General features: G+C 61.4%; 12 protein-coding genes. 5 read left to right on the top strand and 7 right to left on the bottom strand.

Annotated features, from left to right (window positions below):
- Positions 1-18 precede the first annotated feature (18 nt).
- Positions 19-1,509 (bottom strand): aldehyde dehydrogenase, encoded by a 1,491-nt coding sequence (locus PMI28_RS05420; protein WP_007990675.1) that lies wholly within the window; start codon positions 1,507-1,509, stop codon positions 19-21.
- A gap of 226 nt (positions 1,510-1,735) precedes the next feature.
- On the opposite strand from PMI28_RS05420, the gene PMI28_RS05425 reads away from it, so the two are divergent.
- Positions 1,736-2,656, top strand: coding sequence for a LysR substrate-binding domain-containing protein (locus PMI28_RS05425; RefSeq protein ID WP_007990672.1), 921 nt, complete (start codon positions 1,736-1,738; stop codon positions 2,654-2,656).
- A gap of 158 nt (positions 2,657-2,814) precedes the next feature.
- Here PMI28_RS05425 and hrpB read toward each other — a convergent pair whose 3' ends face one another.
- Positions 2,815-5,331 (bottom strand): ATP-dependent helicase HrpB, encoded by a 2,517-nt coding sequence (gene hrpB, locus PMI28_RS05430; protein ID WP_007990669.1) that lies wholly within the window; start codon positions 5,329-5,331, stop codon positions 2,815-2,817.
- A gap of 109 nt (positions 5,332-5,440) precedes the next feature.
- Between hrpB and PMI28_RS05435 the strand changes: the two genes are divergently transcribed.
- Both PMI28_RS05435 and PMI28_RS05440 read left to right on the top strand, forming a co-directional pair.
- Positions 5,441-5,860: a hypothetical protein gene (locus PMI28_RS05435; protein WP_007990667.1), complete on the top strand. Its 420-nt coding sequence runs from the start codon at positions 5,441-5,443 to the stop codon at positions 5,858-5,860.
- Between the two features lie 40 nt (positions 5,861-5,900).
- The gene (locus PMI28_RS05440) at positions 5,901-6,797 is read left to right on the top strand and encodes a cation diffusion facilitator family transporter (protein WP_033063556.1); all 897 of its coding nucleotides are present in this window, start codon (positions 5,901-5,903) and stop codon (positions 6,795-6,797) included.
- On the opposite strand, the gene PMI28_RS05445 is transcribed toward PMI28_RS05440, so the two are convergent.
- Positions 6,791-7,834 carry a DUF6515 family protein gene (locus tag PMI28_RS05445; RefSeq protein WP_007990663.1) on the bottom strand — a complete coding sequence of 348 codons (1,044 nt, stop codon included), beginning with the start codon at positions 7,832-7,834 and terminating at the stop codon, positions 6,791-6,793. The two genes, PMI28_RS05440 and PMI28_RS05445, sit on opposite strands and share 7 nt — an antisense overlap.
- Before the next feature lie 437 nt (positions 7,835-8,271).
- Between PMI28_RS05445 and PMI28_RS05450 the strand changes: the two genes are divergently transcribed.
- Positions 8,272-8,751 carry an Lrp/AsnC family transcriptional regulator gene (locus tag PMI28_RS05450; protein WP_007937367.1) on the top strand — a complete coding sequence of 160 codons (480 nt, stop codon included), beginning with the start codon at positions 8,272-8,274 and terminating at the stop codon, positions 8,749-8,751.
- A gap of 226 nt (positions 8,752-8,977) precedes the next feature.
- Positions 8,978-9,187, top strand: coding sequence for a DUF2788 domain-containing protein (locus tag PMI28_RS05455; RefSeq protein WP_007975837.1), 210 nt, complete (start codon positions 8,978-8,980; stop codon positions 9,185-9,187).
- Here PMI28_RS05455 and PMI28_RS05460 read toward each other — a convergent pair.
- From PMI28_RS05460 to PMI28_RS05475, 4 genes are all read right to left on the bottom strand, one after another.
- Positions 9,182-9,820, bottom strand: coding sequence for a pseudouridine synthase (locus PMI28_RS05460; protein WP_007990660.1), 639 nt, complete (start codon positions 9,818-9,820; stop codon positions 9,182-9,184). The genes PMI28_RS05455 and PMI28_RS05460 overlap by 6 nt on opposite strands.
- 71 nt (positions 9,821-9,891) lie before the next feature.
- Positions 9,892-11,391, bottom strand: a complete 1,500-nt coding sequence (gene amn / locus PMI28_RS05465) for an AMP nucleosidase (protein WP_177318985.1) — start codon at positions 11,389-11,391, stop codon at positions 9,892-9,894.
- Between the two features lie 185 nt (positions 11,392-11,576).
- A complete protein-coding gene (locus PMI28_RS05470; protein ID WP_007990657.1) occupies positions 11,577-13,226 on the bottom strand; it encodes an acyl-CoA dehydrogenase family protein in 1,650 nt (549 codons plus the stop codon).
- A 74-nt stretch (positions 13,227-13,300) separates the two neighbouring features.
- Positions 13,301-15,685: a hybrid sensor histidine kinase/response regulator gene (locus PMI28_RS05475; protein WP_007990655.1), complete on the bottom strand. Its 2,385-nt coding sequence runs from the start codon at positions 15,683-15,685 to the stop codon at positions 13,301-13,303.
- Between the last annotated feature and the right edge of the window lie 366 nt (positions 15,686-16,051).

Below are 16,051 nucleotides of genomic sequence, written 5' to 3'. Positions count from 1 at the left end.
CAGTTCTCCGTTTTGTTATCAGCGCAATTGAAACCAGGTGGTCTTCAACTGGGTGTATTTATCGAATGAATGCAGGGACAGGTCGCGGCCGAAACCCGACTGCTTGCCACCGCCAAAAGGTACGGTTACGTCCAGCGCATCGACGCTGTTGACCGACACCGTGCCCGCTCGCAATTGTCGCGCCACGCGGTGGGCGCGGTTGAGGTCGTCGGTCCACAGCGAGGCCGCCAGCCCGTAGACGCTGTCGTTGGCCAATTGCAACGCATGGGCCTCGTCGTCGAACACTGTGACGGCCAGCACCGGGCCGAATACTTCATCGCGAAACAGCGGCATGTCCGGCGTCACACCGGTGAAAATCGTCGGCTGAATGAAGTTGTCCGAGCCGTTGAAGATCGACTGCCGACCGCCACACACTTTGCTCGCGCCGTGCTGTTCGGCCTGTTGGATGAACTTCATGATGCGCGCAGTCTGACGGCTGTCGACGATGGCCCCGGCGGCGCTCGACGGGTCCAGCGGATCGCCCGGCAACCAGCGTTCCGCCTGGGCCTTGAGGCGTCCGACGAACTCGTCATGAATCGAGCGCTGCACCAGCAACCGCGAGTTGGCCGAACAGACTTCGCCCTGATTGAAGAAGATGCCGAACGCGGCTTTCTCGGCGGCCAGATCCAGGTCCTGACAATCGGCGAACACCAGGTTGGCGCTCTTGCCGCCGCACTCCAACCACACCTGTTTCAGGTTCGACTGGGCCGAGTACTGCATGAAATATTTGCCGACTTCGGTGGAGCCGGTGAACACTAGGCAATCGACGTCCGGGTGCAGACCGAGGGCCTTGCCGGTTTGCTCGCCCAGACCCGGCAGCACGTTCAACACACCCGCAGGCACACCGGCTTCAAGCGCCAGCTCCGCCAGACGCAAGGCCGAAAACGGCGACTGCTCGGCCGGCTTGAGAATCACCGAGTTACCCGCGGCCAGGGCCGGGGCGAGTTTCCACGCCGCCATGTCCAGCGGAAAATTCCACGGCACCACGGCAGCGACCACGCCGAGGGCTTCGCGAGTAATGGTCGCCAGAACGTTCTGCGCACTCGGCGCGATCTGGTCGTAGAGTTTGTCGAGGCTCTCGGCGTACCAGCGGAACACCCCGGCGGCACCCGGCACGTCGATGTTATAGGCGTCCGCGACGGGCTTGCCCATGTTCAGCGAATCGAGCAGCGCCAGTTCTTCACGGTTTTCAAGGATCAAGTCGGCCAGACGCAACAGCACTTGTTTACGTTCGGTCGGCGAACGTGCCGACCAGGTGCCGGCTTCAAACACCTGCCGCGCATTGCGCACCGCCGCGTTCACGTCTTCCTCGCCACAGGCCGCGACATTGGCCAGGCATTGCCCGGTGGCGGGGTTAATCGCAGCGAAAGTCTGCCCCGACTGCGCCGCACGGCGCTGGCCATCGATCACAGCCTGGTCGGGAAACCGCAGGGAAGCGGCCTTGCGTTGCCAATACTCAAGCTCGAACACGTTCAGATGCTCCAGAGGACATTCTTGTGTATTGGATAGTCGCTCAGGCCCAAGCGGTGGAAAACCAGTAAAAATGTGTTCGCAGGCCAAGAAAAAACTACGTAGCCAATCTCCCTTCTGGCGCAGCATGTGGTTATTGTTCAACCACAACAAAACGCGACCCGAGCGGATAGGGGTGGCGCGCAAATTGCCAGGATGCCTGATCCGTTCGCCCCCGAGGTTTGCTGTGGCTGCCTACAATCTGCGTCAACTGAAATACTTCATCACCACCGTCGAGTGCGGCAGCGTCGCCGAGGCCTCGCGCAAGCTGTACATCGCCCAGCCGTCGATCTCCACGGCCATCAAAGGGCTGGAAGACAGCTTCGGTGTGCAACTGCTGATCCGTCATCACGCCCAAGGCGTGTCATTGACCCCCAGCGGTGCACGCTTTTACCGCAAGGCCCAGGAACTGCTGCGCATGGCCAAGGAGTTCGAACAGAACGCCCTGGCCGACAACGACGTGGTGTCCGGGCAGATCGATATCGGCTGTTTCGAAACCGTCGCGCCGCTGTACCTGCCGCAATTGATCGCCGGGTTTTCGGCGTTGTATCCGGGGGTGGAAATCCGCATTCGCGACGGCGAGCAGCAAGAGCTGGTGCAAGGCCTGACGTCCGGCGCGTTCGATTTGGCAATCCTCTATGAACATGACCTCGACGGCACCATCGCAACCGAACCCTTGATGCCGGCACAACGGCCTTACGCGCTGCTGCCGGCCGATCACCGTTTTGCCCAGCAGGCACAAGTCTCACTGCGGGACCTGTGCCTGGAGCCGATGATTCTTTTGGACGTGCAGCCGAGCCGGACCTATTTCGTCAGTCTGTTCGAAGAGCTGGACCTGACCCCGCGCATTGCCTTCAGCTCGCCATCGATCGAGATGGTGCGCGGCATGGTTGGACAAGGATTCGGCTTCTCGATCCTGGTGACCAAACCACATTCGGAGTGCACCTACGACGGGCAGAAAGTGGTGTGCGTGGACATCGCCGAAGACGTCACCGGTTCCGGACTGGTGGCGGCATGGCTCAAGCGCGGGCAACTGACCAAACCGGCACAGCTTTTCGCTGACTATTGCCGCGAACAGCTCACCGCCAAGGCAGAACGATCACAGTAACTTCTGTGGCGAGGGGGCTTGCCCCCGTTCGGCTGCGAAGCAGTCGCAATCCATTACATGCAGTGAGTCTGACACAACTCTGTAGCAGCATTTGGGGCCGCTTCGCGACCCAACGGGGGCAAGCCCCCTCGCCACAGTTTCAAGCCAAGCCTTCGATATTATTTCCGGGGTTTGATCCGCGCAGTCGCCTCAGCCACCAGCGGATCATCCGGCCAATAATGTTTCGGGTAGCGTCCCTTCAAATCCTTCTTCACTTCGGCGTAGGTGCTACGCCAGAAGTTCGCCAGATCCTGAGTCACCTGCACCGGCCGCCGCGCCGGGGACAGCAAGTGCAGTTTCACCACCTGCCGGCCCCCGGCGATGCGCGGGGTTTCGGCCAGGCCGAACAACTCCTGCAAACGTACCGCCAGAATCGGCGGTTGTTCGCTGTAGTCCAGGCGAATCGACGAGCCCGACGGCACGCTCAAATGATGCGGCGCCAACTCGTCCAGCCGTTGCGGCAACGGCCAGGGCAGCAGGTTGTGGACGATGCTCGACAGGTCCAGATTGGCGAAGTGACTGAGCCGCGACACTTTGCCCAGATACGGCATCAGCCAGTGTTCCAGGCTTTTGAGCAACGCTGCATCGCTGACATCCGACCACTCACTCTCGCCTTTGCCGGCGAGGTCCAGTTGCCGCAACAACGCCACTCGCGCCTGCCACTGACGCAGTTCCGGGGTCCATGGCAACAGCTCCAGGCCTTTGCGCCGCACCAGATTCACCAGTGCCTGGCTGCGGGCGCTTTCGTCGAGGCCGGTGAGCGGTTCACGGCTGAGGATCAATTCGCCAACCTTGCGCTGACGCTCGGCCCGCAGCACACCTTCGCGCTCATCCCAATCCAGTTGATCGACGCAACGCACCTGCTCGGCCAGCACTGAATCGAAGAGCGTCGGATCGAAGTCCGTCGCCAGATAAATCCGCTCTTCACGCTGGCCCTGACGACTACCCAGATCGGCGATCACCAGCCACGGTTGCTTCATCAGGCTGTCGGCCTCGGCAAACAGTGCGGCACGCCCGTTGGCCAATCGATATTCCGCGCCACCGGCCCGCCGCTGCTGGGCAACGCGGTCGGGATAGGCCAGCGCCAGCAAGGCACCGAGCCAACGCGGGTGATCCGGATCGCTGACCGGCTCCGCGGCTTTGCCGCGCAGGTAACCACGATATTGCCGCGCCAGTTGCCGTGCGCGTTGCACGCCACCCTGCGCGCCACGTGCGGCGCGTTCTTCGCCAGACAGCAGCACCAGTCGGCTGTGCAAGTCCGCCCCGCCGCCACGCAAGATATCGCGCTCGCCGAGCAGTGCCGCGACGTCGCAAGCCATGTCTGCCAGACCCAGTGCCTGACCACGTAACAGCAAATGCGCGATGCGTGGATGCGCCGGCAGTTCGGCCATGGCCTGACCGTGACGGGTCAACGCTTCGCCCTCCAGTGCACCCAAGCGTTCGAGCAAATCCTGGGCCTGTGCATACGCGGCAGCGGGCGGCACATCAAGCCACACCAGTTGCCCCGGCGTCACACCCCAGCGCCCCAGCTGCAAGGCCAGTCCGGCAAGGTCCGCCGAAAGGATTTCCGCGCTGCCGTAGGCCGCCAGTTGCTCGTGCTGATCCTGTGACCACAAGCGATAACACACGCCCGGTTCCAGGCGCCCGGCCCGGCCCGCACGCTGGGTGGCGCTAGCCTTCGAGATGCGCTGGGTATCGAGGCGGGTCATGCCGCTGCCGGGGTCGAAACGCGGCACCCGCGCCAGACCTGCATCAATCACCACGCGCACGCCGTTGATGGTCAAACTGGTTTCGGCGATGTTGGTCGCCAGCACCACTTTACGCTTGCCCGCCGGTGCCGGATCGATCGCGGCCCGTTGCGCGGCCAGGTCCAGTTCACCGTGCAATGGACACAACAGGACCTGGGGGTTATCGCCTAGCGCATCGGCCAGTTGCTGATGTACGCGGCGGATTTCTGCCTGCCCCGGCAGGAACACCAACACGCTGCCGGTCTCATCGTTCAAGGCTTCGAGGATGGTCTGCACCAGCCGCGGCTCGATGAATTCACCGGCCTGGAACGGCCGGCCCCAGCGCATCGCCACCGGGTACATGCGCCCTTCGCTGCGCAGGATCGGTGCGTCGTCGAGCAACCCGGCCAAGCGTTCGCCTTCAAGCGTGGCGGACATCAAGAGGATTTTCAGTGGCTGATCGTCCCGGAACAGCTCGCGACCATTAAGGCTCAGGGCCAAGGCCAGGTCAGCGTCGAGGCTGCGCTCGTGGAATTCGTCGAAGATCAGCAGGCCCACGCCTTCCAGCGCCGGGTCATCCTGCAAGCGCCGGGTGAGGATGCCTTCGGTGACCACTTCGATGCGGGTTTTGGGGCCGACTTTGCTATCGAGTCGAATGCGATAACCCACGGTTTCGCCGACCTTCTCTCCCAGCTCACTGGCCAGCCGCTCCGCCGCTGCGCGTGCGGCCAACCGGCGGGGTTCGAGCATCAGGATGGTCTGCCCGGCCAGCCACGGTTCGTTGAGCAGGGCCAAAGGCACGCGGGTGGTTTTACCGGCGCCGGGCGGTGCTTCGAGCACGGCTTCGTGGCGTGTAGCAAGGGCTTCACGCAGGGCGGGTAAAACTTCATCAATCGGCAAAGAAATCATGCTGGCTCCAAAACAGAGGGCCGAGTATAACGGCGAACTGCAAGGCGTTCGTCAGGGTCTTAATTCATACCGACGACGTTTCGTTTTGAGATTACCCAGGAGATTTCATATGCGTGCTCCCTTTCGCCTGATTGGCGGTGTTCTGGTCGCAACCTTGCTGACTCAAGTGACCGCCTGCGGTTCGATTTTTTACCCGGATCGCCGTGGCCAGATCGAAGGCAAGATCGACCCGGCCATCGCCGCGCTTGATGCCGTGGGCCTGCTGTTCTACATCATCCCCGGCCTGATCGCGTTTGCCGTGGACTTCGCCACCGGCGCGATTTATTTCGAGCCGGGCAAGACCGCCCAGGTCGACCCGCAAAAACTCAAGGACGCCATCGGCCCCGACGGCAAAGTCGATAACCGCAAGTTGCAGACTATTCTGGAAAGCGAACTGGGCCGCAGCTTCCCGCTGGACGATCCACGTCTGATCCAGAGCAAGGGCAGCACCCAGCAACTGGCGATGTTCGGCCTGCAACCGGCTGCGTAATCCCTACACGCGAAAGGACTCTCAAGAAACGATGGCCACTATGACCTCCAGCTCCGAACACGGCCGCCTGCTGCGGCTGGCGACCCGTGCCTCGGTGGCGGTGGCGTGCACGTTGATCGTCGCCAAAGCCATCGCCTGGTGGCTGAGCGGTTCGGTGAGCATGCTCGCCGGGCTCACCGACTCGGCACTCGACGGCGTCACGTCATTGCTCAACCTGCTGGCGGTGCATTACGCCCTGCGCCCCGCCGACGATGATCATCGCTACGGGCACGGCAAGGCCGAGTCATTGGCGGGCATGGCCCAGGCGTTGTTCATTGGCGGCAGTGCGGTACTGATTGCATTGCAGGCCTACGATCGTCTGAAACATCCCGAACCGATCGGCGCGCCATTGATCAGCATCGGTGTGATTGTGTTCTCGCTCGCCCTGACCCTGGCCTTGCTGATGTTGCAACATCGGGTGATCAAGGCTACCGGCTCCAACGCCGTGCGTGCCGACTCGCTGCATTACCGTTCGGACATGCTGCTCAACGGCAGCATTCTGCTGGCACTGGTACTGGCCGGGTTTGGCTGGTATCAGGTCGACGCCTGGTTTGGCCTGGGCATCGCCGCCTACATTCTGTGGAGCGCGGTGCGGATCGCCCGGGAGAGCTTTGCGGTATTGATGGATGAAGAACTGCCGCCGGATGTCAGCCAGCACATGCTGGAACTGGCGTGCAGCGTGCCCGGTGTGTTGGGTGCACATGACCTGCGCACGCGGATCTCCGGCAACCAGTGGTTTGTGCAGTTGCATCTGGAGTTGCCGGGGGAACTGACGCTGTCAGTCGCCCACGGCATCAGCGATCAGGCTGCCGCGGCCATTCACAGCGCCTACCCGCGCGCCGAAGTGCTGGTGCACGCCGACCCGCGGGAAGTGGTGAAAGCCGCCCGCACTCAGTAATTCACCTGATAACCACGACTGCTCAGGCAGTTGCCCTGGGCCTGTCGGTAGGCTTGCACCACCGACGGGTCCGGCTGGTAGGTGGCGGTTCGTGGATCGAAACCACTCTGTTGCACGGCGTATTGATAACACTCGTAGCCATCCCGACTGACCTGCTCCGGCGACTGACCGTTGGCCGGATACGCCTCCACGTCATAACCATTGCTGCCGGCTGGCGGTTGCGATTGGCCAACTGGCGGCTCGACCACGACGTAGTCCTGAGTGCTTTCCTCGTAGGCGTAATACGAACCGGCCGCGAGGAACAGCAGCGCCCCGCCAATCCACACCTGCTGGGCGTAATCGGGCAGGTATCTGACGCGAATCCCGCGCGGTGGCTGTACCACCTCATAACGCGGGCCCAGCGGGCGATACCAGTAGCCACCGGAATAGTAGTAATCCATGCCACGGTAAGGTACGCGGAAGTTGCGCTCGGGGAAGCGGTCGATCACCTGGCCGGGGCGATACCTGGGGCCTGGCCCCCAGCCGTTACCATAGCCACTCGAGCGCCCCTGCCAGTGATTGTCATAGGAGGGTGCGTTTGTGTAGCCACTCCAGTGCTGGTTGTAATTGTTGCGACGCGGCTGGTCCTGGTAGTAACCGCGCTGCGGCTGCTGGGTCTGGCGCACGGTGTCGGGACGGGGCTGGATCGGCATGTCAGTGGCCGGCAACTGCGGCGGTGGCGGCGGCGAGCGAACCCGGCTGTTGAAATCCGGCGCTGGACGGTTCTGCCACTGTCCGTTGTTCTGATGTTGATTCTGGCCGTCGTGCTCGTCATGGCGGTTGCCGTCATTCTGCGCACGGGGCTGATTCTGCTGCTGGTTGTTTTGCGGCGGCGGCTGGTTGTTGCCGCCATGGCCCTGATTGTTGCCCTGACGACCATCCTGGCCATGTTGTCCGCCATCATGACCACGGTTTTGCTGTTCATCGGCCAGCGTTTGCGCAGCGACGCTGGCACACAGCAAACCTACACCGGCTAAACGCCAGATGCGCGATTTCATGCTTTTCCTCACGGAGGGTTAGGGCCTGTACGTAAGACTGGAAAACCTCAGGCCGGTTCTGCATCAGGTTATCAGTCGCGCAACTTATTTATTGAGGGCTGGGGGGCAAATTCCGCGCAAGAAAAAGGGGAGACCCGTCGGCCTCCCCTTAGAGAACTTCGTCCTGGCTCAACGCTTTTGACGTCGGCTCACCTCACGCCGTCTTCTGGACAGTGTGTAGCTCGGGGGCCGGCACATCCCCGGTGGGGGTGGCGGCCGCGACTGGCCTGATTGGGCGAGTCGCACTGGACTGTTTGTCCGAGCAGTGATTCTGGTGATAAGAATAGGCCGGGAGCGCCGGCAGAGGATTGCGAAGATTGCTGAATTAAACATCACTTGCGCAATTTTTAACCCTGGATAGATAATCTGTCGCAATAGTTACGACAAAGGACAGATTGATGAGCAAACTCGACCGTTACGACCTGAGTATTTTGGCGGAATTGCAGCGAGACGCACGCATCTCCAACCAGGAGTTGGCCGAGCGCATCGGTCTGTCGCCTTCGCCGTGCTCGCGGCGGGTCAAGCAACTGGAAGACGACGGCTACATTTCCCGTCAGGTCGCCCTGCTCGACCGCAAAATGCTCGGCCTGAGCCTGACGGCTTATGTGCTGATCGGCATGGACCGTCACACGCCGGAGCGTTTCGAAAACTTTGAAGCAGCCATTCGTACCCTGCCCCAAGTGCTCGAATGCAGCCTGGTGACCGGGATGGATGCCGACTATCAACTCAAGGTCGTGGTGCCGGACATGGACCACTACCAGAAACTGCTGCTCGGGCATCTGACCCGGATTGAAGGCGTGACCAGCGTGCGCTCGAGTTTTGTGCTGAACCAGGTGCTCAACAGCACTGAGTTGCCGCTGACTCATCTGCGCAGCTGATTGTGGCGAGGGGGCTTGCCCCCGTTCGACCGCGCAGCGGTCGCAAAACAAATATGCGGTCTATCAGATTAAACTCAGAGACAGCTTTCGGGGCCGCTACGCAGCCCAACGGGGGCAAGCCCCCTCGCCACAGGTGCGACACACCGACGCAGGTCAACTCACCGCCATTCTCCCTTGGCGTATACTCGGCGCGCCCTTTTAGCCTCGCCCGCGCTGGAGATGTTCGATGGATCCTGCAGTTTTTGAAGAATGGATGATGACCGGACTGGTCACGATCCTGATCATTTTCATGGGTTTCATCGTCTGGGATCTGGCGAAGAAGTCCAAGGCCGGGCGCTTTGGCTCGTTCATCCTGTTCTTCGTGCTGGGCCTGGGCGTGGCGGCGTTCATCATCAAGAGCGTGGTGATCGGCCTGATCGAGTCCGGCGCCTTATAAGCGCGCCGGCACTTCTTTCCACTGGCCCTGATCGAGCCCTTCGATTGTCCAGTCGCCGATTCTGACCCGCACCAGGCGCAAGGTCGGCAACCCGACCGCAGCGGTCATGCGCCGCACCTGCCGGTTGCGCCCTTCGCGAATCACCAACTCCAGCCAACTGGTCGGCACGCTTTTGCGAAAGCGCACCGGCGGATTGCGCGGCCACAGCTCGGGCTCGTCCAGTTGCCGCGCCTCGGCGGGCAAAGTCATGCCGTCATTCAATTCGACGCCGTCACGCAGGCGTTGCAACTGCTCGGTGCTCGGCTCGCCCTCGACCTGCACCCAATAGGTCTTGGCCAGTTTGTGCTTCGGGTCGGCAATTCGCGCCTGAAGCTGACCGTCGTTGGTCAGCAGCAACAAACCTTCGCTGTCGCGGTCCAGCCGTCCCGCCGGGTAGATTCCCGGTACATCGATGTAGTCCTTGAGCGTTGCGCGCCCTTCGCCGTCACTGAATTGCGTCAGCACATCGAAGGGTTTGTTGAACAGGATCAGCTTCGGCTCGGCCGGTGGTGCCTTGGCAACACGGCGCGGGGCTGCAGGCGACGGTTTCGTGCCAGGACGGCGGGAAACGGGACGTTGAGGAGGACGAGACATGAGAAAGGAAACATCTAACGGTCAGGGCTGCTAATGCTAGTGCCCTGACCGCCAAATGACCATGACAACCGTTAGCGGAACGGCGGCTCGTCGAAGCTGCGCAGTTTGCGCGAGTGCAACGAGTTGAGTTCGGTGCGCAACAGATCCACCGCCTCGATACCGATCTTCAAGTGCTGGCTGACCGCGCGCTCATAGAAGGCGTTGGCCGAACCCGGCAGCTTGATTTCACTGTGCAGCGGCTTGTCCGATACACACAGCAACGTGCCGTACGGCACCCGCAAACGATAACCTTGCGCTGCGATGGTGCCGCTCTCCATGTCCACCGCCACGGCGCGGGACAGGTTGATCAGCGGTCGTTCCTGGGCCCAGCGCAATTCCCAGTTACGGTCGTCGTAGGTCAACACGGTACCGGTACGCAGGCGTTTCTTCAGCTCGTCGCCCCTCTCGCCAGTGATATTGGCCGCCGCCTGCTGCAGCGCAAGCTGCACTTCGGCCAAGGCCGGAATCGGAATGTTCGGCGGCACCACCCGGTCGAGAATGCCGTCGCGGCGCATGTAAGCATGGGCCAGCACGTAGTCGCCAATGGTTTGCGACTGACGCAGGCCGCCGCAGTGGCCGATCATCAGCCAGCAATGCGGGCGCAGAACGGCGAGGTGGTCGGTGATGTTCTTGGCGTTGGACGGGCCGACACCGATGTTCACCAGCGTCACGCCGTGGCCATCGCTGGCGATCAGGTGGTAGGCCGGCATCTGGTAGCGGTGCCAGACCACGCCCGCGGCGATTGCCGAAGCCTCGCCGTGATCCATGCTCTTTTCGATGATCACGTTGCCCGGCAACACCATGCGCACGAAACGCGGGTCTTTGCGCAGTTGCTCCAGACCATGGACGATGAACTGGTCGACATAGCGGTGATAGTTGGTCAGCAGAATCCACGGCTGCACATGACGCCAGTCGCTGCCGGTGTAATGCACCAGCCGGCGCAGGGAGAAATCCACCCGCGCGGCATCGAACAGGGCCAGGGGCAGTGGATCGGTGTTCTCCCAATCGTACAAACCGTCGGCGATGCCGTCGGTCGCGGCCGACAGGTCGGTACTCGGGAACACCCGCGCCAGCACGGCAGCGGTGACGCCGGAACCCGCCAGTTCATCCCCCTGCTCGACCACATACGGATACGGGATGTTCTGCTGGCTGACACCGACTTCCACGGTCACGGTGAAGTCGTGCATCAAGGGCACGAGTTGTTCCAGCAGGTATTTACGGAAAGCCGACGGATGAGTGACGGTGACGCTGTAGGTGCCCGGCAGCTGGACCTTGGCGTAGGCGCGGGTGGTTTGCGGGACTTCGCCCTGGCAATGGTAGGTCAGGCGCAGCTCGGGATAACGGAACAACGCTCGCTGTTCGGCATCAGGCTCGACGCGATCCTTGAGGTAACGCTTGAGCGCCTGGCTCAACGCGGTGGTTGCACGATTGTGCAAGAACGCAAGCCGATCCACGGCTTGCTCGGCAGTTTGAACGACGATAAAAGCTTCGGTCACGATCAGCATCCTGTGTTCTGACTTGCAGACCTTCATCTTGCCTGCATCGTTGCTTCACGGGAACAGTGATTGCTACACAAACTCTGTGCTCACCGTAGATCAAATGTGGGAGCGGGCTTGCTCGCGAAAGCGGCCTGTCAGTCACATCAACGTTGAATGTGAAAGTGCATTCGCGAGCAAGCCCGCTCCCACATTGGCCCAGTGGTGATCATGCACCTGGGTCAGAAGCCCTGCGGAGTCGAGCGAGCGACAATGGCTTCCACATCCAACCCACGCGGTAACGCGCCGTACACTCGACCGCCACCATTCAGGCGGCTGGCGATGAAAGCATCACTGACGGCGGAGTTACCCGCCTCCAGCAACAACCTGGCCTGCAGCCCCAGCGCGATGTCCTCGGTCAACTGCCGGGCGCGGTATTGAATGTCACTGGTGTCCTTGAAGGCCGCCTGCAATTGATTGATGTGCGCAGCCAGGCGCTTGTCACCCTGGCCATCACCCAGCTCGCTGAACAGCGCATCGAGCACGCCCGGCTCCTTCGACAGGGCACGCAGCACGTCGAGGCATTGCACGTTGCCGGAACCTTCCCACGTCGAATTCACCGGCGCCTCGCGGTAAAGCCGTGGCAGGATGCTTTCTTCGACATAACCCGCGCCGCCCATGCATTCGGCGGCTTCGTTGATCATCGCCGGCGCCCGTTTGCAGATCCAGTACTTGCCCACCGCCGTCACCAGCCGGGCGAATTTGGCTTCCTGCGAATCATCCAGATGATCCAGCGCCTGGCCCATGCGCAGGCTCAAGGCCAGGGCAGCTTCGCTTTCCAGCGCCAGATCCGCCAACACGTTTTGCATCAAGGGCTGTTCGCTGAGCAGCTTGCCGCCGACCGAACGGTGGGCGCAGTGATGGCTGGCCTGGGTCAATGCCTGACGCATCAGTGCACTGGAACCGACCATGCAATCGAAGCGGGTCATGGCGACCATCTCGATGATCGTCGGAACGCCACGGCCCTCCTCACCGATCATCCACGCCAGTGCGCCACGAAACTCCACTTCACTGGAGGCGTTGGAGCAATTGCCGAGCTTGTTCTTCAGGCGCTGGATGTAGAACTGATTACGCGTATCGTCCGGACGATGGCGCGGCAACAGGAAGCAAGTCAAGCCCTTGTCGGTCTGTGCCAGTGTCAGGAAGGCGTCGCACATCGGCGCCGAACAGAACCATTTGTGGCCGACCAGTTCATAGGCCTGGCCAGGACCGCTGGCGCCGACCGGATACGCCTTGGTGGTGTTGGCCCGGACATCGGTGCCGCCCTGCTTCTCGGTCATGGCCATGCCGATGGTGACTCCGGCCTTGTGGGCCATTGCGACGTTGCGCGGGTCGTATTCGGTGGCGAGGATTTTCGGCAGCCATTTTTCCGCCAGATCCGGTTGCAGACGCATGGCCGGGACACTGGCGAAGGTCATGGTCAACGGGCAGCCACTGCCGGCTTCGGCCTGGCTGTGCAGATACGACATGCAAGCGCGGGCGACATGCGCGCCATTCTGCGGGTGCGCCCAGGGCAGCGAGGTCAAGCCGTGCTCGACCGCCGTGCGCATCAACTGGTGATAGGCCGGATGAAACTCCACCAAATCGATGCGATGACCAAACCGGTCATGGCTGTTGAACACCGGCTTGTTCTGATTGGCCAGGAACCCGGCTTCCATCAACGGGCCACCGGCCAGCGCGCCGTAGGCGTCGATCCGCGATTCGGCCCAACCGGCCCCGAACCGTCGCGACCATTCCTGCAACGGCAAGTCGATGCGGTACAGGTTGGCACCATCCAGTGACGGTGGCTGGTTGGTGACTTCGTGGGTTTCGGCGAACTGATGCAGGTTCATGACAGGGCTCCTTTGGTCGGCCAAGGGACTTCAGTTAAGCACCGCCCCACGGCCGAACAAAGTGTCATACACGCCTAACTGTCGGCGCTTTCGCCCTGTTGCGAGCAGAGCACGCGGCGGTAGAGCGCGGCCTGCAAGTCTTCGAATTTCACCGGTTTACTCAAGTAATCAATCAATGCGCCGGTCGGGCAGCGCTCACGGTCACGGCCTATGGCGATCATGAACAGTGGCAGCTCGGCATAAGCGGGCAACGCTCGGATCTGACAGCACACCGACACTCCGTCCTGAAGCGGCAACTGACAATCGACCAGCACCGCGTCAAACCCTTCGCGCTGCAAGAGATCGAGCGCAACGTCGGCGCTGTCGGCGGTGCGTACGCGAAAACCCAGCTTGAGCAACATGCCGCGCATCACCAACTGGCTGATGCCGTTGTCATCCACCAACAGCACGGCACAATCCTGAGGCAAGCGCAGGCGCGGAAAATCCCGGGTCATCAATGGCGTCACCGGACGTTCGGCCACCGACAGCCCGACTTCAACATCAAGCTGAAACCGGCTGCCGCGTCCTGGCTCGGTGCGATACGTCAGGCGTCCACCCAGCAACTCGATCAACTGTCGGCAAATCGCCAGGCCAACGCCCAGGCCACCGTACTCACGGGTCATCGAGCCATCGAGCTGGAAGAACCGTTGATACATCGTGGCCTCACCCAAATCAGCGAAACCAATGCCCGTGTCGATCACCGCAAAGGTCAACGCCAGCCGATCGGGCTCGATGGTCTTGGCAGTCACCCGCAGGGCCAGGCCGCCGATCCGGGTGAACTTGATGGCGTTATCCAGCAGACATTCCAGGCACTGCGCGATCTTGACGTTGTCGCCATGCAAGCGATCCGGCACACCTGGCGCGACATCGACCTTGAAGTCCAGCGATTTGCTCGATGCGTTGCCCTCGAACTGCATGCGCAGGGCGTCGACCATACCGCGCAAACTGAAGGTGTCGGCCGAGGCCTTGAGCTTGCCGGCCTGCAATTCGGTGAGGGTCAGGATGCCGTTGACCATGCGCATCATGTCCCGGGCCGATCCCGAGGCCGTCTGCTGATACTGCTCCAGCTCAGGGTCCATTTCGACCGTCTGCATCAGTTCCAGCGAACCGATCACACCGTTCATGGGCGTGCGCAGTTCATGGGTCAGGGTGGCCAGGAATTCGTCCTTGAACTTGTTACTGCGAGCCAGTTGCTGGTTGAGGACTTCAAGCTTCTGGCTGGCGTCGAATAGCGTTTGCGCCTGCTGCTCGCGCATGTCGTTAATGCGGTCGGCCAGTGCCAGGGACAGTAATGCCACTTCGATGGCCGAGCCGATCTGGCTGGAATACATGGTCAGGAACACGTTAGGCAGGTAGCCCAGCACCATCAGCGTATTGATGATGCCGCCGAGCAAAAACGCCGACCAGGCAATGATGAAATACCGCGCCACCCGCAGGCCCCGCAGCCAGGCAAAGATCCCCGCGGCAAAAATCACTACGGTGAACGTCAGTGCCAGGGTCGTGGCCAGGCGCAGGGCCAGGGCGTAACCGGTCATCAATGACAGGCCGACCACCAGCGCGCTAAAGGCGACCAGCGCCAGCAACAAGCGGTCGAGCCAGCGACTGTGGGTGGCCATCTGCAAGAAACTGCGGGCGAACTGACTGCCGAACAGTCCCGCACAGCCAATGAAAAACGGCGTCGCGGCGTTGGCCCACCAAGGGTTGTCCGGCCAGAAATACTGCACGGCCGCACCGTTTACCGACAGCTGATACAAGCCGAACGAGGCGATATAGAAGATGTAGTAGAGGTAACTGGTGTCGCGCACGCTGAGGTAGATGAACAGGTTGTAGACCAGCATCCCCAGCAACACGCCGTAGATCAACCCCAGTACGTAAAGGCGCACGGGCTGCTCTTCGAGGTACGCGGTGCTCGACCACAAGGTCACCGGCGCCTGGATCGAGCCTTCGCTTTGCAAGCGCAGGAATACGGTTTCGGCCTGATCAGGCTTGAAGGTGAGGTCGAACAAATAGTTGTTTTGACGGATCTCGCGACTGGCGAACGGCAAGGCATCGCCGGTCTGCCTGATCAACTGATAGTGACCGGTAGCATCAGGTAAATAGAGATCAAGACGATCGAGGGGCGGATAGGCCAGCTCCAACAGCCAGGTCCGTTGCGCCGCCGGATTGGTCGGGCGGTAATGCAGGTCGATTTTCAGCCAGAACACTGAACGCGAGTACCCGGCGTTGAGCGTGTCCTTGTGATGCGGTTTGAAGTTGCCGGCTGCCGCTTGCGCACGGATATCCGCGATGGTCGCCTGGCCACCTGCGTCCTCATAGACTTGCAGGGCTCGGCCCAAGGGGAGGCTTTGAGTGAACTCGTCGAACTCGACGGCGTTTGCCAGGAGGGGCAAACACAACAGCAACATCAGCAAATAGCGCATTGAAGCCCCAGCGTGGCCTGTCCGGTTCTGTCAGGAAGCCCCCCCATTCCTTTTGAGTAGACGTAAAACCGGTATCACCTGTTATTGGTTTGGATCCACTCTAGCATAGCCGTTCGCGGCGATTAAACACCATTGAAATTTTTCCTACAGAGGCTCTAGAACGGGCGTTCCAGCGACACTTCCAGAACATAATCAGAGGCAAGGAAATCACTGTGGCGAGGGAGCTTGCTCCCGCTCGGCTGCGAAGCAGTCGTAATACCAGTCGACGCAATGAACATGACGGTTTTTTGGGGCCGCTCCGCGCCCCAGCGGGAGCAAGCTCCCTCGCCACAATGAAGTGTCGCTGCACCCGAAAAAGAATGTTTG

Source organism: Pseudomonas sp. GM48 (assembly GCF_000282335.1).
Taxonomy (GTDB): Bacteria; Pseudomonadota; Gammaproteobacteria; order Pseudomonadales; family Pseudomonadaceae; genus Aquipseudomonas.
The sequence above is the reverse complement of the archived record's forward strand: the minus strand, read 5'-3'. Positions and strand labels throughout refer to the sequence as shown.